The sequence below is a fragment of the Janthinobacterium tructae genome (genome assembly GCF_006517255.1).
Taxonomy (GTDB): Bacteria; Pseudomonadota; Gammaproteobacteria; order Burkholderiales; family Burkholderiaceae_D; genus Janthinobacterium; species Janthinobacterium tructae.
Genome location: NZ_CP041185.1, coordinates 768655 through 791178 on the forward strand (window position 1 = coordinate 768655; position 22524 = coordinate 791178).

At 63.1% G+C, this 22524-nt stretch carries 14 protein-coding genes; 11 read left to right on the forward strand and 3 right to left on the reverse strand.

Annotated elements, in window-relative coordinates; genetic code table 11:
• The first annotated feature begins 58 nt into the window (after positions 1-58).
• From FJQ89_RS03395 to FJQ89_RS03425, 7 genes are all read left to right on the forward strand, one after another.
• A complete protein-coding gene (locus FJQ89_RS03395; RefSeq protein ID WP_141169045.1) occupies positions 59-3004 on the forward strand; it encodes a TonB-dependent receptor plug domain-containing protein in 2946 nt (981 codons plus the stop codon).
• Positions 3005-3497: 493 nt separating this feature from the next.
• Entirely contained in the window at positions 3498-6542 is a 3045-nt protein-coding gene (locus tag FJQ89_RS03400) for a TonB-dependent receptor (RefSeq protein ID WP_141169046.1), read from the forward strand.
• Positions 6543-6608: 66 nt separating this feature from the next.
• The gene (locus tag FJQ89_RS03405) at positions 6609-8000 is read left to right on the forward strand and encodes a Gfo/Idh/MocA family protein (RefSeq protein ID WP_205704561.1); all 1392 of its coding nucleotides are present in this window, start codon (positions 6609-6611) and stop codon (positions 7998-8000) included.
• 63 nt (positions 8001-8063) lie between these two features.
• On the forward strand, positions 8064-9338 hold the full coding sequence (locus tag FJQ89_RS03410; RefSeq protein WP_141169047.1) for a DUF3472 domain-containing protein: 1275 nt from the start codon (positions 8064-8066) through the stop codon (positions 9336-9338).
• 91 nt (positions 9339-9429) lie between these two features.
• A complete protein-coding gene (locus FJQ89_RS03415; protein WP_141169048.1) occupies positions 9430-9942 on the forward strand; it encodes a sigma-70 family RNA polymerase sigma factor in 513 nt (170 codons plus the stop codon).
• Positions 9942-10916: a FecR domain-containing protein gene (locus FJQ89_RS03420; protein WP_141169049.1), complete on the forward strand. Its 975-nt coding sequence runs from the start codon at positions 9942-9944 to the stop codon at positions 10914-10916. Before FJQ89_RS03415 ends, FJQ89_RS03420 begins: the two co-directional genes overlap by 1 nt.
• An 85-nt stretch (positions 10917-11001) precedes the next feature.
• Positions 11002-13464, forward strand: coding sequence for a TonB-dependent siderophore receptor (locus FJQ89_RS03425; protein ID WP_141169050.1), 2463 nt, complete (start codon positions 11002-11004; stop codon positions 13462-13464).
• A gap of 4 nt (positions 13465-13468) precedes the next feature.
• Here FJQ89_RS03425 and FJQ89_RS03430 read toward each other — a convergent pair whose 3' ends face one another.
• Entirely contained in the window at positions 13469-13846 is a 378-nt protein-coding gene (locus FJQ89_RS03430) for a SirB2 family protein (RefSeq protein WP_141169051.1), read from the reverse strand.
• Between the two features lie 87 nt (positions 13847-13933).
• Positions 13934-14380, reverse strand: coding sequence for a GNAT family N-acetyltransferase (locus FJQ89_RS03435; RefSeq protein ID WP_141169052.1), 447 nt, complete (start codon positions 14378-14380; stop codon positions 13934-13936).
• A gap of 289 nt (positions 14381-14669) precedes the next feature.
• On the opposite strand from FJQ89_RS03435, the gene FJQ89_RS03440 reads away from it, so the two are divergent.
• From FJQ89_RS03440 to FJQ89_RS03450, 3 genes are read left to right on the forward strand one after another with little or no spacing between them, the layout of a single operon-like run.
• Complete coding sequence (locus FJQ89_RS03440; RefSeq protein WP_141172608.1) at positions 14670-15914, forward strand: MFS transporter; 1245 nt, start codon at positions 14670-14672, stop codon at positions 15912-15914.
• Positions 15915-15922: 8 nt separating this feature from the next.
• Positions 15923-17308: a NarK family nitrate/nitrite MFS transporter gene (locus tag FJQ89_RS03445; protein ID WP_141172607.1), complete on the forward strand. Its 1386-nt coding sequence runs from the start codon at positions 15923-15925 to the stop codon at positions 17306-17308.
• 56 nt (positions 17309-17364) lie between these two features.
• Complete coding sequence (locus FJQ89_RS03450; protein ID WP_071077551.1) at positions 17365-18057, forward strand: carbonic anhydrase; 693 nt, start codon at positions 17365-17367, stop codon at positions 18055-18057.
• 164 nt (positions 18058-18221) lie between these two features.
• On the opposite strand, the gene FJQ89_RS03455 is transcribed toward FJQ89_RS03450, so the two are convergent.
• Complete coding sequence (locus FJQ89_RS03455; protein ID WP_071077550.1) at positions 18222-18593, reverse strand: ribonucleotide reductase subunit alpha; 372 nt, start codon at positions 18591-18593, stop codon at positions 18222-18224.
• 231 nt (positions 18594-18824) lie between these two features.
• Here FJQ89_RS03455 and FJQ89_RS03460 point away from each other — a divergent pair, with 231 nt between their 5' ends.
• Positions 18825-22523, forward strand: coding sequence for a nitrate reductase subunit alpha (locus FJQ89_RS03460; protein WP_141169053.1), 3699 nt, complete (start codon positions 18825-18827; stop codon positions 22521-22523).
• The last annotated feature ends 1 nt before the right edge of the window (position 22524 follow it).

A 22524-nucleotide genomic window follows, 5' to 3' on the forward strand; every position in this document is an offset into this window, starting at 1 on the left:
CTCTTGCAAGCCGACGAAAACAAATCACTGATAACCACTGATAATAAGGGAGATGGGAATGCACTTGAAAAAACTGATGGCCGCCATGGTGGCGGTAGGCTTGGCGTCGACAGCGCTGGCAGCGGAGGAGGAAAAACTGCAGCGTGTCGAAGTGACGGGGTCCAGCCTGAAGCGCATCAACGCGGAAACGGCGTCGCCGGTACAGGTGATCAACGCCAAGCAGATCGAAAACATGGGCGCGCTCACCTTGCTGCAAGTGCTCGACAACCTGCCTGCCGCCCGTCCGGCGCAGCAGGACTTCCGCTCGATGTTCACGGGTTCCGATGGCGGTTCGCAAGCGAACTTGCGCGGCCTGGGGGCGCAGGGTACCCTGGTGCTGCTGAACGGCCGCCGCCTGTCGTTCTATGGCGCGCCGGCCGGTTTCCAGACCATGTTCGTCAATATCGATGCGATTCCCGCCGCCGCCATCGAACGCATGGAAATCCTGACGGACGGCGCGTCGGCCGTGTATGGCTCCGATGCCGTGGCCGGCGTCATCAACGTGATCACCAAAAAGTCGTATCAAGGCCTGGAAGCGCGCGCCAACGGCGAGTTTTCGCCCAGCGTGAAAGCCTATGGCGAGCGCCAGGCCAGCGTGCTGTATGGCCTGGGCGACCTGGCCAGCGACGGCTACAACATCTACGGTTCCGTCAACGTTTACCAGCGCGACCGCATCGCGCTGGCCGACACCTGGCAAAAGCGTCCCGCGTATTTTTATGCGAACAATCCCAATTTCATCCCGAACATGCGCGTGGGCGTCGGCAGCGAGCCGGGCGTGATGAACCCGGGAACCTTCTTTGTCTTCGACAAGGCGAAGAACAATGCGCGCACCCAGCGCGCCGCGCCCGGCTGCAACACCAGCATCACCGAGGCGTCGGGCACGCGCTGCGTATGGAATGCGCTGCCCAACCAGCTCGACACGGGTCCTACCTCGGAGCGCGCCACGGCTTACCTGAGCGGCCGGATGAAACTCGGCGGCGACATGGAAGCGTTCGCGGAAGGCGCTTTCACCCACATCAAGATGCGCGGCGAGAATGGCCCGTCCAGCTTCAACAGCGGCAGCACGAATAACTGGTTCGCGCGTAATACGGGCAATACCCTGAACACCTTCGCCACGCCTTTCCTGAGTCCCAACAACGTCTACCTGAAGGGCAAGCTCGATGCCGACATGCTGGCCAAGATGGGCGGCGCGGCCGGCTTGAATTACCTGCTGCAGGATGCGACGGGCCACTTCGGCCAGAAGAATGTCGATGAAAACTACCGCGCGCTCGTCGGCCTGCGCGGCAGCATCGGCGGCGGCTGGGATTTTGAAACGGCGCTCAGCGTGGCGGGCAGCCATTCAACCCTGTTCCAGACGGCGAACATCAACATCAAGGGCTTCGAGCAGGCTTTCGGCCCGTTTACGAAAGACCCCGTCAGCGGCCGCACGTATATCTCGGACAATCCCGCCTACAAGTTCGGCGAAATCAGTGACGCCAACGCGGCGCTCCTGCGTGCCGCCTATCCGACCTTTGCCATCGAATCCTGGACCAAGCTGATGACCTGGGACGCCAAGCTGGAAGGCACCCTGTTCAAGCTCGGCGAGCGCGAAGTGCGCGCCGCCGTGGGTACCAACATCATGCGCGAGAGCTTTCTCACGCCCGGCAACGCCGATGCGGCCAATGGCCTGATCACGCAGCAGGGCGGTTCCTGGTTCGACGGCAAGCGCACCATCGCCGCCGTGTTTGGCGAAGTGGTGGTGCCGCTTTCCGACACCCTGGAAGTTAATGCGGCCGCACGCCTGGACAAATATCCGCATTTCGCCGCCAACCTGGCGCCCAAGCTGGGCGTGATCTGGCGCGCGCGGCCCGACCTGATGCTGCGCGGGACGTATTCGGAAGGCTTCCGCGCGCCCAACCTGGCCGAATCGGGCACGGGCGGCGTCTTTGCGCAGGTGGGCGGCATCCGCGACACGGTGCGCTGCGACGAAACGAATGCCATGGCGCGCGCCTTGCTGAAGTCAAAAGTGGCGACGGATGCTGACCTGGGCAAGAGCCTGCTAAATTCGAATTGCTCGACGACGGTGGGCGGCCTGACGCCGCCGAACCAGAACCTGCGTCCGGAAAAGGCCAAGATTTCGACCGTGGGCCTGGTGCTGCAGCCGGCCAAGGACGTGAGCATTTCCATCGATTACTGGTTCATCAACCGCCGCGACGAAATCGTGCGCCAGGACTTCAACGAACTGTTTACAGAACTGGTCGGCAAGTACGGCCCGACTCTGGCCGGCACGCCTAACGCCATCCGCAACGACCTGACCGATACGGACCGGGCCAACGTGGCGGCGGTGGCGGCCATGTGCGCCAATCCTGCCAATGCCGGCGTGTGCGCGGGCGGCGTGCCTGGCTATTCGGTGGGCAACCTGGGCGGCTTGATCAACTCGTATTCGAACCGCGGCCGCACCCTGATGGACGGCGTGGACATCGATGCGCGCACGCGCTTTGCGCTCGGTGACTGGGGCAAGCTGAGCACCGGCATCGCCGCTACCATCCGCAAGCGCGATACCCATGACAGCGAAGACGGCAGCGACATCAAGGGCAATACCGTCGGCTACTACGATTCGCCGCGCTACCGCGCCACCGTGAATGCCGACTGGAGCTACCGCAACTTCGTCAGCAGCGTGTTCGTCAACTACTCGGGCAAGACGCGCTGGGCGTATGGCCCCTGGGACAAGGAAAACACGCCGGAGAACTGCACCGCCGCCTCGGTGGCGCTGCCGGCCGGCCAGTGCAAGGGCGCGCCGTCGTACACCACGGTGAACCTGGCCTTCAGCTGGAAGCCGGTCAAGAACCTGGACGTAGGCCTGAACGTGAAAAACGCGTTCAACAAGCAGCCGTACTACGACCCGAATGGCTGGGAGGGGTACAACCATAGCCAGGACCTGTTCGGCCGCCAGTTTGCGCTCTCGGCCAGCTACAAGTTCTTTTAATACGTGAGCTTGCCCCGGCCCGCCTGTGCGGGCCGGGGTTCTGCCATGGAAAAGAAAAGATAATATTCTGAAATATGTAATACGAAAGATAAACGTAAGTGAAAGCAGGCCATCAGGCCTGCTTTCGCGTTTTTCTCTCGGGGTTTTTGGGCCGTTTCACCATTCTCGCTCACCTCCCTGTATACGTGTGTATCTGCCACACCACGATAACGAAAGTTATCTGACGCGCCACCTATTTAAACGAAAGATAAATCGCATTTATTTACCCAATTAAGCAATAAATTTGCGTTATAACTTTCTTTTTGTTGACGATACTTATTTTTCTTTTTAAAGTAATCCCAAGAAAACGAAAATCAGCCGATACGGACTGATTTCTCGAAAGGTGGGGCCGTCTGGCGCTGCCTTCCGACGACCACCATAAAAATGGCGCCCCCCGACTCTGCCCCGGAGCGGGGAGGACGCGTATAACCCTCGATATAGACGGAGAGACAGCATGCATACCACCCGACTCAAATTGCGCGACATCAGCCGCGCCGCCGCGATCGTGATCGCACTGGCGGCCGGCGTGCCAGGCCAGGCCTGGGCACAGTCGAATGCCACCAGTACCATTTTCGGCGAAGTGAGCGCACCGGCCGGCGCCACCGTGGTGCTGGAAAACCTGGCAACGGGCGTGCGACGCAGCCTGACGCCGGATACGTCGGGCCGCTATGTGGCCAATTCCATGCCGCCTGGCCGCTATGCGGTGCGCGTGCTGCGTGCCGGTTCGGTGGAAGCGTCGCAGGAAGTCGAAGCCCTGATCGGCGCCGGTGCGGAAGCGAACTTCGGTCCGGCCAGCGTGGCCGGTTCCGTGGGCCAGGAGCAAACCGTCGTTGTGAAAGCGTCGCGCAACACGATCGACGTGTCGAACACGAACAATGGCGTGATCTTCACCGCCAAGGAACTCAAAGCGCTGCCGGTCGGGAATGATGTGGCTTCCATCGTGCAGCTGACGCCGGGCGTGGCGCGCGGCACCAACAGCGTGTATGGCAATGCGCCGTCTATCGGCGGCTCGGGCCAGTCGGAAAACGCCTTCTATGTCAACGGTTTCCCGATCACGAATATCCTCACCCAGGTGGGCGCGTCGGAGCTGCCGTTTGGCGCGATTTCCAACCTGCAGGTGCTGTCGGGCGGCTACGGCTCGGAGTTTGGCCGCTCCACGGGCGGCGTGATCAACATCACCACCAAGAGCGGCGGCAACAAGGTCGAATTCGGCGGCAAGGTCTCCATCATCCCCCGTTCGCTGAAGGGCACAACGGAAAACCGGTACTACCCGAACACGGGCGCCAATCCGATCACGGATGGCACCTTGAAGTACTGGAATCGCGATAACGGCAGCACCAGCAAGGTCGTCGGCTTGTACGGCAGCGGGCCGCTGATCCAGAACAAGCTGTTCGCCTTCGTGGCGCTGGAACAGACGCGCACGGACGGCGGTGCCGTCGCCGGTGCGCGCGACGACTCGGACAAGGTGCTGCCGAATGGCTGGCGCGAAAGCAGGAGCAAGGTTGACCGCATGATGGCCAAGCTGGACTACAACCTGACGGACGACCATCACTTTGAATATACCAAGCTGTATGACCGCACGACTACGGATAGCCAGAGCTATGGCTTCGACTATGCCACATTGAAACGCAACAACGTGCCTGGTGGCGGCAGCGAGACCACGATCAACTGCTGCGGTTCGTCGGCCGCGCCAGGCGCGAATGTCGACATCTTCAAGTACACGGGCTACCTGACGGATAACCTGACGGTGACGGCCATGATGGGGCAGTCGCGCACATCGCACCGCCGCACGCCGAATGGCTACGATCCGAGCCTGGCGCAGACGGTCTCGAATAGCGATACCCGTGTACCTGGACTGACGTACGCCAATCCGCAGGCGGTGACGGGGACCCTGGTCGACCCATCCTCGGAAGACCGCCAGAAAGCCAAGCGCCTGGACCTGGAATACAAGCTGGGCAAGCACTCGCTGCGCGGCGGCATCGACCGCATCGACGTGGAATCGAAGGTGGGCCTGAGCCTGGCCGGCGGCTACCGCTGGAACTACCAGCGGGCCGCAGATAAGAATCTGCCGATCAACGGCGCCTTTGAAACGCCGTACCAGGGCGACGGCTACGGCAAGCAGGGCTATTACGTCAGCAAGGAGCTCAATGCCAACCTGGCGCGTCCGACCAGCGTGCAATCGGCGCAGTACATCCAGGATCACTACCAGGTCACGGAACGGGTGCTGCTGGATCTGGGCCTGCGCCGGGAACAGTTCACCAACTACAGCAGCGATGGCGTGGCCTTCATTTCGCAGCGCAACATGATCGCCCCGCGCCTGGGCGCCACCTGGGATTACCTGGGCGACGGCAGCCTGAAATTCTTCGCCAACGGCGGCCGCTACCACCTGCCGGTGCCATCGAATTTGTCGAGCAACATGGCCAGCCCCTTCCTGGCCACCAGCGAGATGTTCACCTACACGGGCGTCGATCCCGTCACGGGCGCGCCGACGGGCCTGCACGCGATCAGCAAGCCGTATTCGGCCAACAACGCGTATGGCCAGAGCCGCGATGCGCGCGAAGTGACGGCCGTTGGCCTGAAACCGCTGTCGCAGGATGAATTCTCGCTGGGCTTCGAACGCGCCCTGAGCAAGAAGCTGGTAGTGGGCGCCAGCGTCCTGTACCGCAAGCTGAACGACACCAACGACGACACCTGCGACGCGCGTCCGCTGCAAGCCTGGGCCACACGCAACAGCGTCGATACGGCTAACTGGAGCGGCTTTCAGTGCGCCATCATCAATCCGGGCCGCGACAACAGCCTGATGGTGGACTTTGACGATGGCAAGGGCCTGCGCCGCGTGGATATTTCGGCGGCAGAGTGGGGCAACCCGCTGCCATCGCGCACCTACCGCGCCCTGAACATGTTCGTCGAGCACCCGTACACGAACGGCTGGTACGGCAAGCTGACCTACACCTTGTCCGGCCTGAAGGGCAATATGGAAGGCCAGACGGACAGCATCGGCGGCGGCGACGTGGGCCTGACGGTTAGCGACGACCACAAGGAACTGATGTACAACGCGTATGGCTACCTGCCGGGCGACCACCGTCACGCCTTCAAGGCGTACGGCTTCATGCAGGTCATCCCGGACGTGATGGTGGGCGCCAACCTGTCGCTGATCTCGGGTGCGCCGCGCAACTGCATCGGCGCGTTGCCCGATAATCTGAAGTTCGAGGGCAATTACGGCGATTCCTACTTCTATTGCAACGGCAAGCCGGCGCCGCGCGGCAGCCAGGGCCGCCTGCCATGGCAAGCCCAACTGGACATGAATGTGGCCTATACTCCCAGCGCCGTCAAAGGCCTGAGCCTGAAAGTGGACGTGTTCAACGTCTTCAACAGCCAGACCGTCACCCGTTATACCGAAACGCGCGAAGACCATGGCGCCATCTCCCGCAATTACCTGCAGGTCGATGGACGCACGGCACCGCGTTCCGTGCGCTTTACGGCTGAATACACCTATTAAACTGCAGCCGGCCTGCCGTGCGGCGGGCCGGTGACGATCCTTACCAACGGAAGCGAGAAGAGACCAATGACGACACAAATCAATCGACGCAATTTCCTGTCCGCCAGCGCAGCGCTGGCCGGTGGTGCCATGGCCGGCAGCGCCTTGCTGCCTGGCGAGGCCAACGCCGCAACCGCCACCGGTCGCGACAAGGTTCGCCTGGGCCTGATCGGCACGGGCATGCGCGGCCAGGTGCTGCTGGCCGAACTGGTGCGCCGCGATGACGTGGAAGTGGTCGCCCTGTGCGATATAGAACCGATCATGCTGAAACACGCGCTGGGCCAGGTGGCAAAAGCCGGCAAGCCGCGTCCGCGCACATATGGCGAAGACCGCGACCAGAAAGCCTACAAGCGCATGCTGGACGCGGGCGGCCTCGATGGCGTGATCATCGCCACGCCGTGGGAGTTCCACGCACCGATGGCGATCGCCGCCATGCAGGCGAAGATACCCGTCGGTTGCGAAGTGGTGGCCGGCATTACCCTGCAAGACCACTGGGATGTACTCAATACCCAGCTGAAGACGGGCACGCCCTACATGTTGCTGGAAAATGTGTGCTACCGCCGCGACGTGATGGCAGCGCTGCAGATGGTGCGCGCAGGCCTGTTCGGCGAACTGCTGCACCTGCAGGGTGGCTACCAGCACGATTTGCGCGCCGTCAAATTCAACAGCGGCAATCCGGCCAAGCCGTATGGCGGCGGCGTGGAATTCGGCGAAAAGGGTTGGTCGGAAGCCCATTGGCGCACGCAGCATTCGGTCGAGCGCAATGGCGAGCTGTATCCGAGCCACGGCATCGGCCCGTGCGCCATGTACACGAACATCAACCGCGGCAACCGTTTTACGCGCATCAACGCCTTTGCCACCAAGGCGCGCGGCTTGCACGACTACATCGTCAAGCAGCCGGGCGGCGCGCAGCATGCGAACGCCAAGGTGAAATTCAAGCTGGGCGACGTGGTCACCACCACGCTGGCGTGCGAAAACGGCGAAACCATCATCCTGCAGCACGATACGAGCCTGCCGCGCCCGTATTCGCTGGGCTTCCGCGTACAAGGCACGGACGGCCTGTGGATGGACTTGAACAACTCGATCCACATCGAAGGCGTCAGCAAGCCGCACCAGTGGGACGATTTCAAGGCTTACCAGGACAAGTATGAGCACCCGGTCTGGCGCAAATACGCGGCGCAAGCCGAAGGCGCGGGCCACGGCGGCATGGACTTCTTCGTCATCCACGCCTTTGTCGAAGCCCTGAAGGCCAACGCGCCGATGCCGATCGATATCTACGACGCCGTGACGTGGAGTGCCATCACGCCGTTGTCCGAGCAATCGATCGCCGCCAATTTCCAGACCCTGGACTTCCCGGACTTCACGGGCGGCCAGTGGAAAGCGCGCAAGCCGATCTTCGCCCTCGACGGCAAGTACTAAGCCTTAACGACCCGCTACCGCGCCTGCCGCCGTAGCGGGTTTTTTCCATGTCAGGAGACGTTGATGAAACACACAAGTTCATTGCTCTACGCAGTCCTTCCCGCCATGCCTTTACTTGCCGCCTGCGTGGCCGCCTGCGTGGCCGCGCCCATGGCGTGCGCGACGCCCGCCAGCGTGGAACTGGCCGGCAATGCCTTCATCACCAGTGCAGACAAGGGCGCCGTCATCGGCGAACATGGCCTGACCGGCTGGAGCAATCCCGCTACCGTCGCCAGCACGTATTTCCGCGTGGCTGAAGCCGGTCCCGTCCAGGTGGCGCTCGACGCCAGCCTGGCCGATGGTGGCAACAGCACCGTCCGCGTGAAGATCAACGGCACGCCGTTCGACGTCAGGCTGGCCGGCAAGGCGCGCAAGACCTACACCGTCGGCACGGTGCACGTGCCGGCGGCTGGCTATGTGAAGGTGGATTTGCAGGGATTGACGCGCGCCAAGGCCACGTTCGGCGACGTTTCGGCGCTGAAGGTGACGGCTGGTGCCACGCTGAACTATGCCAACGACCCGGCCAATTACTACTGGTCGCGGCGCGGGCCGTCCGTGCACATGGGCTATACGGTGCCGGCCAATACCGAGTATTTTTATAACGAGATGACGATCCCCGTCGGACAGGACACCATCGGTTCCTACTTCATGGCCAACGGCTTCGGCCAGGGCTACATGGGCATCCAGGTGAAGTCGCCCACCGAGCGCTGGATCCTGTTCTCCGTGTGGGACGCCGAGAATGGCGCGAAGACCACCCTGGTCAGCAAGGGCGAGGGCGTCATCGACAACGCATTTGGCGGCGAGGGCACGGGCGGGCAAACCTACCTTTCATATAACTGGGTGGCCGGCACCACGTACCGCTTCATCACGCGCGCGCGGCCCGACGGCAAGGGCGGCAGCGATTACTCAGCCTGGTTCTTTGCGCCGGAAACGGGCAAGTGGCGCTATATCGCCACCTGGAAGCGGCCGGCGATTTCCACGTATCTGACGCGCGTGCATTCCTTCCTCGAGAACTTCATCGATACCCTGGGCTACACGGAGCGCCGCGTCCAGTTCGGCAACCAGTGGGCGAGGAACGTTTCCGGCGCCTGGTCGGAAGTGACGGCAGGGCGCTACACGGGCGATGCCACGGCCACCAATGCGCAGCGCATGGATTACGCGGGCGGCCTGGAAAACGGCAAGTTCTACCTGCGTAACGGCGGCTTTTTTGCCGAGTACGTGAAAACCGGCCAGAACTTCACGCGCCCGGCCACGGGCCAGGCACCGGACGTCGATGTGGCGGCCTTGCCGATGCAATAGGCGTGGGGTCTCAGAACGGCCGCTTGCGCCGCAGCACCGCATAGATATAGAATGCGAATCATTATTATTTGCAAGCTAGGGAGTATGCGACGTGTCGGCTGCCCAACCCGGCGTCCACCAGGAGGTGGGTAGCCTGTATCACGAACACCATCGGTGGCTGCAAGGCTGGCTCAGGCACAAGTTGGGCAACGCCTTTGACGCGGCCGACGTGGCGCACGACACTTTCATGCGCCTGCTCAATCGCGACGAGGCCATCGCCGCGCGCGAGCCGCGGGCCTTCCTGACGACGGTGGCCAAGGGCGTGCTGGGCAATCTGTACCGCCGCCGCGACCTGGAAGCGGCGTATCTGGACACCCTGGCCAGCCTGCCGGCGCAGCATGCGCCCGATCCCGAAGCGCAGGCGATTTTGCTCGAAGCCCTGTTCGACATCGACCGCCGCCTCGATGGCCTGGCGCCGGCCGTGCGCCGCGCGTTTCTGCTGTCGCAGCTCGATGGCATGCCGCAGGCGGCCATCGCGCTGGAATTGAATATCTCGCTGGCCACCGTGCAGCGCTACCTGGTGAAAGCCATGCATCAGTGTTTCTTTGCCCTACCGGCGCCGTGATGGGCGCCTCCACGCCGGAAGCGGCCAGCCTGCAGGCTGTCGAATGGCTGGTGCGCCTGCAGGCCGGCGCCGCCACGCCGGAAGTGGAGCAGGCCTGGCGCGCCTGGCGCGACAGCGATCCGGAACATGAGCAAGCCTGGCTGCACGTGGAAGGCTGCATGGCGCGCATGCGTGCCTTGCCCGCGCCGCTGGCGCATGGCACCCTGGCGCGCAAACCGATCCATGCGCAGGCCAATGCCGCGCGCCGCCAGTCGTTGAAATTCCTGGCGCTGTTGGCCGTGGGCGGCGGCGCCTGGCTGGCTGGCGGCGAAGAGCAGGCGCGCTTCTGGCTGGCCGATTACCGTACCGGTACGGGCGAGCTGCGCCACGTCGTGCTGGACGACGGCACGCGCATCGTACTCAATACGGCCACCTCCATCGACGTGCGCTATGACGCGGGCCAGCGCCTGGTGACGTTATTAAGGGGCGAGATCATGGTCAGCACGGCGCGCGATCAGGCCGGCCGGCCATTTTTGGTGCACACGGCGCAAGGCCGGTTGCAACCGGTGGGGACGCGCTTTGCCGTGCGCGCCGGTGGCGAAGTCACGCGCCTGGGCGTGTTTGCGGGCGCGGTCGACGTCATGCCAATGCTGGCGCCCGGCGCCGTGCAAAGGCTGCACCCCGGCCAGCAAACGATGTTCACGGCGAACCGCATGGGGGCAATTGAGGCCTTGCCTGCCGGCGCGGACGCCTGGACGACCGGCATGCTGGTGGCGCACGATATGCCGCTGGCCGAGTTTATCGGCGAGCTGGCGCGCTACCGCCACGGGCGCCTGGCTTGCGATCCGGCCATCGCCCATCTGCGCGTGTCGGGCATCTACCCGCTGGCCGACACCACGCAAGTGCTGGACATGCTGACGCGCACCTTGCCCGTCGACGTGCGCCAGAGCACGCGTTTCTGGGTGAGCGTGGTGCCGCAGCGGCAGCATGCATAATTATTTTCTGAAAAACTGAGGGGTTTTCGATTTTCGCGTGACATAGCAAGTGAACCCTTCATTCACTTTCAGGAAAACAGTCCGCATGCCCAGCACAACTCCTATTTACGCTTCTTCCGCTTCCACCGTATGCCGCCGCCGCGTAGCGGCGCTGGCCGTCAGCCAGGCCCTGTGGTTGTTCGCCGCCAGCGGCGCTTCCATCCTGGCTCCTGCCGCGCAGGCCGCAAATGCGGCGCGCATGCCCATAGCGATACCTGCCGGCACCCTGGAACAGGTACTGGTGCGCTTCGGTCAGCAGACGGGCACCATGCTTTCTTACCAGGCCGCCGCCTTGGCGGGCAAGCGCAGCGCCGGCCTGACGGGCAGCTACAGCGTGCCTGCAGCGCTGGGTGCCATCGTCGCCGGCTCCGGCTTGCGCGCCGTGCCGCAGGCGAATGGCGGCTATGTGCTCGACGTGGCGCCCGCAGATGGCGGCCAGACCATGCCCGAGATGAAGGTCAGTGCCAGCTTTGATGCGAACGGCGCGACGGAAGGCAGCGGTGCCTATACGACGCAGACCATGCGCTCGGCCACGCGCCTGGGCCTGTCCGTGCGCGAGACACCGCAAGCCGTCAGCGTGGTCACGCGCCAGCAAATGGATGACCAGAACCTGCAAACGGTGGAAGAGGTGCTGCAAAACGCGGCCGGCATCGCCATCAACCGCTACGACAGCGATCGTACCTCGTTTTTTGCCCGAGGTTTTTCCATCGCCAGCTACCAGTACGACGGTATCCCCACCACGGTCGACAATGCCTACAACGTGGGCGACAGCACGCTGGACATGACGGCCTACGACAGGGTCGAGATCGTGCGCGGCGCCACCGGCCTGCTGACGGGCGCGGGCGAACCGTCGGCCACCATCAACCTGGTGCGCAAGCGCGCGTCATCGGGGCAGCTGGCCGGGAATGCGGCCCTGAGCCTGGGTTCATGGAACAATGCGCGCGCCAGTGCCGACCTCTCCACGCCGTTGACTGCGGACGGCAAGGTGCGTGGCCGTATCGTGGCCAGCTACCAGGACAGCGAATCGTATGTGAACCTGTACCACGGCAAGAAGGCCATGGCCTACGCCACCGTGGAAGCGGACCTGGCGCCCGGCAGCGTGCTGATCGCCGGCTATGAATACCAGGATAACCGCCCGCGCGGCGGCATGTATGGCGGCTTGCCGCTGTGGTATGCGGATGGCGAGCGCGCCACGTTTTCCCGCTCGGCCACCACGGCCACCACCTGGAGCCGCTGGTTCAGCACCAGCCAGACGGCTTTCTTGCGCCTGGAGCAAAGCCTGGGCAGTGGCTGGAACCTGACGGCCATGCTGAATCACGGCTGGGGCGATTATTCGGCGGCCGAGCTCTTCGCCAATACCTGGCCGGACAAGGCCACGGGGCAGGGCGTGACGGGCTACTCCGGCTTTTACTCGGGCACGCGGCGCCAGGACAGCGTCGACGCCTATGTCCAGGGACCCGTTCAACTGCTGGGGCGCACGCATGACATGGCTTTCGGCGTCTCGGGCAGCAACCAGTTTTCCAGCAATCCGGGCGTGGCCGGCGGCAGCGTCGACTACGGCAATTTCCATCAATGGCAGGGCGTGACGCCGGAGCCAGACTGGAATAACCCGAATTTCTCGCGCTGGCAACTGCTCGACACGGTGCAGCAGCGCGGCATCTATGGCACGGCGCGCTTTTCGCTGGCCGACCCCTTGAAACTGGTCGTCGGCGCGCGCTACAGCCGCTACAAGGCGGACCACGTCGATGACTGGGGCGGCAGCTACGCCTATGCCAAGCATGCCGTCACGCCGTATGCGGGGCTGGTATGGGATATCGATGCGCAGCATGCGCTGTACACCAGCTACAGCAAGATCTTCAAGCCGCAGGGCTATCAGGACCGGTTTGGCCGCTATCTCGACCCCGTGCAGGGCAAGAATGTGGAAGCGGGCGTGAAGGGCGAGTATTTTGCCGGCAGACTCAATGCGGCACTGGCCGTGTTCCGCATCGCGCAGGATGGCCTGGCGCAGGAAGACACGGGCCATTTTGTCGGCAATTCGCTGACGCAGGCGTATTTCGCGGCCTCGGGCACCACCAGCAAGGGTGTGGAACTGGACGTCTCGGGCGAACTGGCCAAGGGCTGGAACGTATCGGCCAGCGTGTCGCACGCGGCGGCAGAGGACAACACGGGCGCGCGCCTGAACAGCTATGTGCCGCAGACCCTGGCGCGCGTATTTTCCACGTATCAGCTGCCTGGCGACTGGCGCGCCTTGTCCGTGGGCGGTGGCGTGAACTGGCAGAGCGGCGCCTACCGCGATGCCACCGGGCCGAAGGGCACGGAGCGCGTGGAGCAGGGCGGCTATGCCGTGGCCAGCCTGATGGCCAAATATGCGCTGTCGCGCCAGCTGTCGCTGCAGGCAAACGTCAATAACCTGTTCGACAAGCATTACTACAGCCAGCTTGGCATGTACAACCAGGGTTACTGGGGCGCGCCGCGCAATGCCAGGGTCACCCTGCGCTACATTTTTTGATGCATCAGAGCGGCCAGGCCTGTTTGGTGACGGCCACGGCGACGATGTAGGCGAATACCAGCACGGCGAGCGCGAAGGCGCCGCCACGCACGGCCGGCGTCTTGCCCCGTTTGAGTGCAATGGTGCCCAGCACGATGTAGGCCAGCAGCGCGCACAGCTTGGCGGCCAGCCAGGGCTGGCTGCCCGGCGACTGGCCGCTCCACACGGCCAGGGCGATGGCGCTGGCCAGCAAGGCCGTGTCGATCAGGTGCGGCAGGATTTTTACCCAGCGCTGCTGCAAGGCGGGCGAGGCGCGTAGCATCCAGACGCCGCGCAAGAGGAAAAGACAGCCGCTGGCGGCGGCGCAGCCCATGTGGAAATGCTTGAGGCTCAGATAATCCATGCGTGATGTGGTGGGCGTTGATTGGCGGTGGCGCCAGCATAACCGCCTTTGGCGCGCCGCGCCATACGCCGTCGGGAGGACGCGCAATCAGCGGCACCATTTCACGTACACCAGCTCCGGATCGCCTTCATCGAGATGCTCGATCCGGCCGCTGCGCACGAAGCCCGCGCTGGCGAACAGCCGTTGGGCAGCGCCGTTGGACTGGTTCGTCGAGGTGAATAGCTTCTCTGTCTGGCATGCGTCTGCGGCGGTGGCCAGCAGGCGCAGTCCCACGCCGCGCCGCTGCTGGCCGGGAGCGACCACCACCAGCGAGACAAAACCGTGGCCGAAGAAGTCGTCGTGCGTGAGCACATAGCCGGCCACCTGGTCGGCGCGGATGGCGACCATGCATAGATCCCTGTCGACGGCGGTGCGCACGGCATCGCCACGCTCCGGGTGCGTCTGCGCATACGCGTCGCATGCCAGCATGGCTGCCACATCGCCAGCCTGGGCCACGCGGGTGACGATTTCATCTGCTTCCGTTCTGCTCTCCATGCCGCTCCCTGTTGTGCCGGTACCGGTGCCGAGTGTGCCAAAAATACCTGCGTTTGTAAAACGCCCGCCATCCAGCCTAGGCCCGCACCGCGCCATCTAGTCACTTTTGCCGATACGGCTATCCAGATTGCCTTTCCAGAATCACCCTGTGGCCGATAGTGCCTTTCGCCTCTGCCACGTAAGCTGGTCGGGACGGCTGGCCAGACGGCCAGTGCATTCATGGAGAAACATCGTGGCTACCCTAGATGGCACTAAGAACAACAGTAGTAACAAGGCAGTCGAACCCGGCATGCGGCGCAAGCAGTTTTCCGTGCTGGTCAGCAGTACCTTCGCGTTTACCATCTGCTTTGCGGTATGGATGATGTTTGCCGTACTGGGCATCCCCATCAAGACCAGCCTGGGCCTGACTGAAACACAATTCGGCCTGCTGGCCGCCATGCCCGTGCTGACGGGCTCCCTCGTGCGCGTGCCCTTGGGCATCTGGACGGACAAATACGGCGGACGCCGCGTCTTCTTTTGGCTGATGCTGGCCAGCGTGGTGCCGATCTACCTGATTTCCTACGCCACCGCCTACTGGCACTTCCTCGTGCTGGGCATGTTCGTGGGCCTGGCGGGCGGCTCGTTTTCCGTCGGCACGCCGTATGTGGCGCGCTGGTATGAAAAGGAGCGCCGCGGCCTGGCGATGGGCATCTTCGGCGCCGGTAACTCCGGTTCCGCGCTGACCAAGTTCGTCGCGCCGGGCATCGTCGCCGCTTTCGGCTGGCAAATGCTGCCCAAGGTGTATGCGGTGGCCATGCTGGCCACGGCCATCATCTTCTGGCTGTTTTCGTACACGGACAAATCGCACCTGGCGCCATCGGGCGAAAGTTTTTCGGCGCAGATGAAGGTGCTGAAGGACCCGCGCGTATGGCGCTACTGCCAGTACTACTCGGTGGTGTTTGGCGGCTATGTGGCGCTGGCGCTGTGGATGACGAAGTACTACGTGGCCGAATACGGTTTTGATTTGAAGCACGCGGCGCTGCTGGCTGCCTGCTTCTCGCTGCCGGGCGGCGTGCTGCGCGCGTTTGGCGGCTGGATCTCGGACAAATACGGTGCGGCAAAAGTCACCTGGGCCGTGATGTGGGTCTGCTGGGTGTGCTTCTTCCTGCTGTCGTATCCGCAAACGCAGATGGTGATCGAGACCGTCACGGGGCCGCTGGCCATCCATATCGGCCTGTCGCCGCTGTGGTTCACCGCGCTGCTGTTCATCGTCGGCATTGCCATGGCCGTGGGCAAGGCGTCCGTCTTCAAGTTCATCGGCGATGATTTTTCCGACAACATCGGCGCCGTCTCGGGCGTGGTGGGCCTGGCCGGCGGTCTCGGTGGCTTCATCCTGCCCGTGATGTTCGGCGCCCTGGTGGACTTCACCGGCGTGCGTTCGAGCTCCTTCATGCTGCTGTACGGCACCGTCTGCGTTTCCCTCGTCTGGATGTATTTCTCGTTCAAGCCGCTGCGTGCGGCACCAACTACTCAACCTGCAGGAGCAACGCTGTGAACAAACCAATGAGCCGCTATATGATCAATACCTGGGAGCCGGAAAGCCCCAGTTTCTGGCAAAACACGGGCAAGTCCACGGCTGCGCGCAATCTGTGGATCTCGATTCCCGCGCTGCTGCTGGCGTTCGCCGTGTGGATGGTGTGGAGCGTGGTGGTGGTCAACCTGCCCAACATCGGTTTCACCTACAGTAACAACCAGCTGTTCTGGCTGACGGCCTTGCCGGGCCTGTCCGGCGCCACCTTGCGCATCTTTTACTCGTTCATGGTGCCGATTTTCGGCGGCCGCCGCTGGACGGCCATTTCCACGGGCTCGCTGCTGATTCCCGCCATCGGCATCGGCCTGGCCGTGCAGGATGTGAATACGGGCTATCCGACCATGCTGATCCTGGCCCTGCTGTGCGGCTTCGGCGGCGGCAATTTCGCCTCGTCGATGGCCAACATCAGCTTTTTCTATCCGAAGGCGAGCAAGGGCTTTGCGCTGGGCATGAATGCGGGCCTGGGCAACCTGGGCGTGTCGGTGGTGCAGTTCGTCGTGCCGCTGGTGATCACCTTCGCCGTCTTCGGCGCCTGGGGCGGCGATTCGCTCACCTGGGTCAAGAATGGCGTGAGCAAGGACATGTGGCTGCAAAACGCGGGCTTCATCTGGGTGCCATTCATCGCCTTGAGTACCTTGCTGGCATGGTTCGGCATGAATGACCTGGCCTCGGCCAAGGCTTCGTTTTCCGAACAGGCCGTGATCTTCAAGCGCAAGCACAACTGGCTCATGTGCTGGCTGTACACGGGCACCTTCGGTTCCTTCATCGGTTATTCGGCCGCGTTCCCACTGCTGATCAAGATCCAGTTCCCTGACGTCAATCCCCTCGATTACGCCTTCCTCGGCCCTCTGGTCGGCGCACTGGCGCGCGTGGCCGGCGGCGTGATTTCCGATAAACTGGGCGGCGCCCGCGTCACCCTGTGGTCCTTCCTGCTGATGATAGGCGCCGTGCTGGGCGTGCTGTACTTCATGCCGCAAGCAGGTTTGGGCGGTAGTTTCAAGGGCTTCTTCTGGATGTTCATGCTGCTGTTCGCCGGTACGGGCATCGGCAATGCGTCGACCTTCCGCATGATCCCCGTGATCTTCTTGACGGAGCACCAGCGCGCGGCCGCCGGCAAAGGCAAGGCGGCGCAGGAGCAAGCCATCGTCGACGCCAACAAGGAAGGCGCGGCAGTCCTGGGCTTCACGTCGGCCGTGGCGGCCTACGGCGCCTTCTTCATCCCGAAAAGCTATGGCACCTCGATTTCGCTGACGGGCAGCCCCGACGCGGCCCTGTGGTGCTTCATCGGCTTTTATGTCAGCTGCATCGCGATCACCTGGTGGTGCTATGCGCGCAAGAATGCGGCTATGCCTTGCTAAAGTTGGAATGTCTGGCAAGTCGTTCTTGCCAGACGTTGAAGAAATGAGAGTATGTCATGGAAGAACTGGAAAAATTCGTCAACGGCTTCAGCCTGTTTCAGCAGCAGTACTTCAGCGAGCCGCAGACCTTGTACGACAGCCTGCGCGACGGGCAGCGTCCCACGACCTTGCTGATCGGCTGCTGCGATTCGCGCGTCGACCCCATGCTGCTGACGGGCAGCGACCCGGGTGACATGTTCGTGGTGCGCAATATCGCCAACCTGGTGCCGCCGTGCACGCCCGACGCGCCGCCCGGCGTCAGCTCGGCCATCGAGTTTGCCGTCTGCAAGCTCGAAGTGGCCAGGGTCATCGTGCTGGGACATGCGCGCTGCGGCGGCATTCGCGCGCTGCTGGAACCGCAGCCGCGCGCGGAAGGGCAGGAAACGGACTTCGTGGGACAGTGGATGCGCATCGCCGAACCGGTGGCGCAGCGCGTGCGGCGCGAGCTGGCGCACCGCTCATCGGAAGAGCAGCACCATGCGTGCGAGCTGGCCAGCATCCTGCAGTCGCTGGACAACCTGCTGACCTATCCCTGGCTGAAGCGCCGGGTGGAGCAGGGGGTGTTGAAACTGCATGGCTGGTATTTCGATATCGACAGCGGCGCCCTGATGGCGTATTCGGCGCGCCAGCAGCAGTTTTTGCCGCTCGTATGCCCAATCGAACGGGCGCGCCATCTGCATGAGCGCCCGTGGCCCGATGCGGCCAGGTAGCAGGTAGGTTGGATTAGCGTAGCGTAATCCAACAGGGCGCCGTCAACAATGTGTCGGATTACGCGTGGCGCTGCCCCGCTAATCCGACCTACATCGCATTCCCACCCCAGTTGCTTCGTCTGGTAGGTCGGATTAGCCCGCAGGGCGTAATCCGACAAGTTCCCTCAGCTGAACCGTAACAAATCGCCGCTGCGGTCAAACGCCAGCAGGCCGTCGATGCGGCCTTGCTCGATGGCCGTCACCATGGCGCGCAGCGGCGCTTCACATTCCTGCGCGGCGGGCGGCTGGCCGTCCTGGCCCGCCAGTCCCGCCACGAAGACCACGTCCCAGTGCGTCTGCATCTGTTTCGACTCCTCCATCAATGTCTCGAAGCTGCCCAGTTCATCGGGCAGCTTGTCGGCGCACATCACGGGCGTGAGGGACTTGCCCTGGCCGCCTGGCTGTGCCTGTGCCTGGGTAAAGGTGAACAGCAGGCGTTGCGGCTGTTCCTGGTCGCGGGCGCTGCGCAGCAGGCTGGCGTAATCGGTAATCGACATGGTGCTCTTTCTCTGTGTTGAACGATGACGACAGGTATACCGCAGCACGGTCGCGGCGCCCATAGGCAATAGTGACTACCCACCTATGCATTCCTGGTGCGCGAAACCGACTTCTTGCCAATACCGCCGGGCAGGGCACATCGATAGACTGTTTGTATCGACGCTTGAGCCATCCTGCTTGCAGCGTTTTTATGACCTGGCGCCGCTCCTGCGGCGCAATGTGGAGGTAGCATGAGTCACTTTCTGGACCGTCTTAAATTTTTTAGCAAGCCTGCCGAGCCGTTCTCGAACGGCCATGGCACCGTGGTCGACGAAGACCGCACCTGGGAAAACGCCTATCGCCAGCGCTGGCAGCACGACAAGATCGTGCGCTCCACGCATGGCGTGAACTGCACCGGCTCTTGCAGCTGGAAGGTGTATGTCAAGAATGGCCTGATCACCTGGGAAACCCAGCAAACCGATTACCCGCGCACGCGGCCCGACCTGCCCAACCACGAACCGCGCGGCTGCCCGCGCGGCGCCAGCTATTCCTGGTACGTGTATTCGGCGCAGCGCGTGAAATACCCGATGGTGCGCGGCCGCCTGATGGAAATGTGGCGCGAAGCGCGCAAGACCATGGACCCCGTCACCGCCTGGGACTGGATCAGCCAGGACCCCGTGCGCTCGCAGCAGTACAAATCCATCCGCGGCCTGGGTGGCTTCGTGCGCGCCACGTGGGACGAATCGAATGAAATCATCGCCGCCGCGAATGCGCTGACGATCAAGAAATACGGCCCGGACCGCATCGTCGGCTTCTCGCCGATTCCCGCCATGTCCATGGTCAGCTATGCCTCCGGCACGCGCTACCTGTCGCTGATCGGCGGCGTGGCCCTGAGCTTCTATGACTGGTACTGCGACTTGCCGCCGGCCAGTCCGCAAGTGTGGGGCGAACAGACGGACGTGCCGGAATCGGCCGACTGGTACAACTCGACCTATCTGATGGTGTGGGGCTCGAACGTGCCGATGACGCGCACGCCGGACGCCCACTTCTACACGGAAGTGCGCTACAAGGGCACGAAAACCGTGGCCATCTCGCCCGATTACGGCGAAATGGTGAAGTTCGGCGATATCTGGCTGGCGCCGAAACAGGGCACGGACGCCGCGCTGGCGCTGGCCATGGGCCACGTCATCCTCAAGGAATTCCACTCGGAAGGGCAGAGCGCCTACTTCCGCGACTATGCGCGCCAGTACACGGACTTCCCCATGCTGGTGCTGCTCAAGGAGCATAACGGCACCCTGGTGCCCGATTACTTCCTGCGCGCTTCGCACCTGGACAACAACCTCGACGAAACGAATAACCCGGAATGGAAAACCCTGGTCATCGACGAAACCACGGGTGCGATTACCGCGCCGGCCGGCTCCATCGGCTTCCGCTGGGGCGAGTCGGGCAAGTGGAACCTGGAACAGAAGGCCGGTGGCAGCGGCGTGCCCATCGTGCCGATGCTGTCCATGATCAACGACAGCGACGCCGTCACGGAAGTGGGTTTCGCCTACTTCGGCGGCAAGGATGCGTCCGACATGCTGCTGCGCAAGGTGCCGGTGAAAACCATCCGCCTGGCCGACGGCACGACCGCCCTGGTCACCACCGTGTTCGACCTGACCCTGGCCAACTACGGCATCGACCGTGGCCTCGGTGGCGAAAACGTGGCGGAAAGCTATGACGACGATGTGCCGTACACCCCCGCATGGCAGGAAAAGCACACGGGCGTGAAACGCGCCGACGTCATCACCGTGGCGCGCCAGTTTGCGCAAAATGCGGACCAGACGCGCGGCAAGAGCATGGTCATCGTGGGCGCCGGCCTGAATCACTGGTATCACATGGACATGACGTATCGCGGCATCATCAATATGCTGATGATGTGCGGCTGTATCGGCCAGTCCGGCGGCGGCTGGGCCCATTACGTGGGCCAGGAAAAACTGCGTCCGCAAACGGGCTGGACTCCCTTGGCCTTCGCCCAGGACTGGGTGCGCCCGATGCGCCAGATGAACGGCACCTCGTTCTTCTATGCCCATACGAGCCAATGGCGCCACGAAAAGCTGGAAACGGGCGACATCGCCTCGCCATCGGCGGCCGGCGGCACGGGCGACCTGACCCTGCTCGACTACAACGCCAAGGCTGAACGCATGGGCTGGCTGCCATCGGCGCCGCAGTTGCAAACCAATCCGCTGGAAGTGGCCAAGGCCGCCAAGGCGGCGGGGCAGGCACCGGCCGCATATGCGCTCGACCAGATCAAGGCTGGCCAGCTGCAGTTTTCGTGCGACGACCCGGACAATCCGGCCAACTTCCCGCGCAATATGTTTGTCTGGCGCTCGAACATCCTGGGCAGCTCGGGCAAGGGCCACGAGTACTTCCTGAAATACCTGCTGGGCACGCAGAATGGCTTGCTCAGCGACGAAGACGACTGCATCACGCCGAAACAGGTGAAAGTGCGCCCGGCCGCCGAAGGCAAGCTCGATCTGCTGGTGGTGCTGGACTTCCGCATGTCGACCACCTGTCTGTATGGCGACGTGGTGCTGCCGACGGCCACCTGGTATGAAAAAGACGACCTGAACACCTCGGACATGCATCCGTTCATCCACCCGCTGTCGGAAGCCGTGCAGCCGCTGTGGCAATCGAAGTCGGACTGGGAAATCTACAAGGGCCTCGCCGAAAAATTCTCGGAAATAGGCGGCGAACTGCTGGGCACCCAGCAAGACATCATCCTCACGCCGCTGATGCACGATACCCCCGGTGAACTGGGTCAGCCTTTCGATCCGAAGGACTGGCGCGCCGGCGAATGCGAAGCCGTGCCTGGCAAGACCATGCCGAACATGACGGTGGTCGAGCGCAATTACCGCGACGTCTACAAGAAGTTCACCTCGATCGGACCGCTGCTGGAAAGCATCGGCAATGGCGGCAAGGGCATTTCCTGGAAAACGGGGCATGAAGTCGAGATCCTGCGCGGCATCAACCGCACGGTGCTCGAAGAGGGCGTCTCCAAGGGCCAGCCGCGCCTGGACACGGCCATCGATGCGGCCGAGATGATCCTGACCCTGGCGCCGGAAACGAATGGCCACGTGGCCGTCAAGGCCTGGGCCGCGCTCTCAAGCATCACGGGACGCGAGCACACGCATCTGGCCAAGCCGCGCGAGCATGACAGCATCCGCTTCCGCGACGTGCAGGCGCAGCCGCGCAAGATCATTTCCTCGCCTACCTGGTCGGGCCTGGAAAGCGAAGAAGTCAGCTACACGGCCGGCTATACGAATGTGCATGAAATGATCCCTTGGCGCACCTTGACGGGCCGCCAGCAGTTTTACCAGGATCACCTGTGGATGCGCGATTTCGGCGAAGGCCTGTGCGTGTACAAGCCGGCCATCAACACGAAGACGACGGAAGCGCTGCTGGGCACTAGGCCGAACGGCAACAAGGAGCTGGCGCTGAACTTCCTGACGCCGCACCAGAAGTGGGGCATCCACTCCACGTATTCGGACAACCTGCGCATGCTGACCCTGTCGCGCGGCGGACCGCACGTGTGGCTGTCGGAGACCGACGCGAAGACGGCCGGCATCGTCGACAACGACTGGATCGAGGTCTTCAACGTGAACGGCAGCCTGACGGCGCGCGCCGTCGTCAGCCAGCGCATCCCGGCCGGCATGACGATGATGTACCACGCGCAGGAAAAGATCATCAACGTGCCTGGCGCGGAGATGACGGGCAAGCGGGGCGGCATCCATAACTCCGTGACGCGCGCCGTGCCCAAGCCGACGCACATGATCGGCGGCTACGCCCAGCTGGCGTACGGCTTCAATTACTACGGCACGGTGGGCTCCAACCGCGATGAATTCGTATTGGTGCGCAAGATGAACAAGGTTGACTGGCTCGAAGGCCCGTTGCAGGAAGAAGGAGCATAGT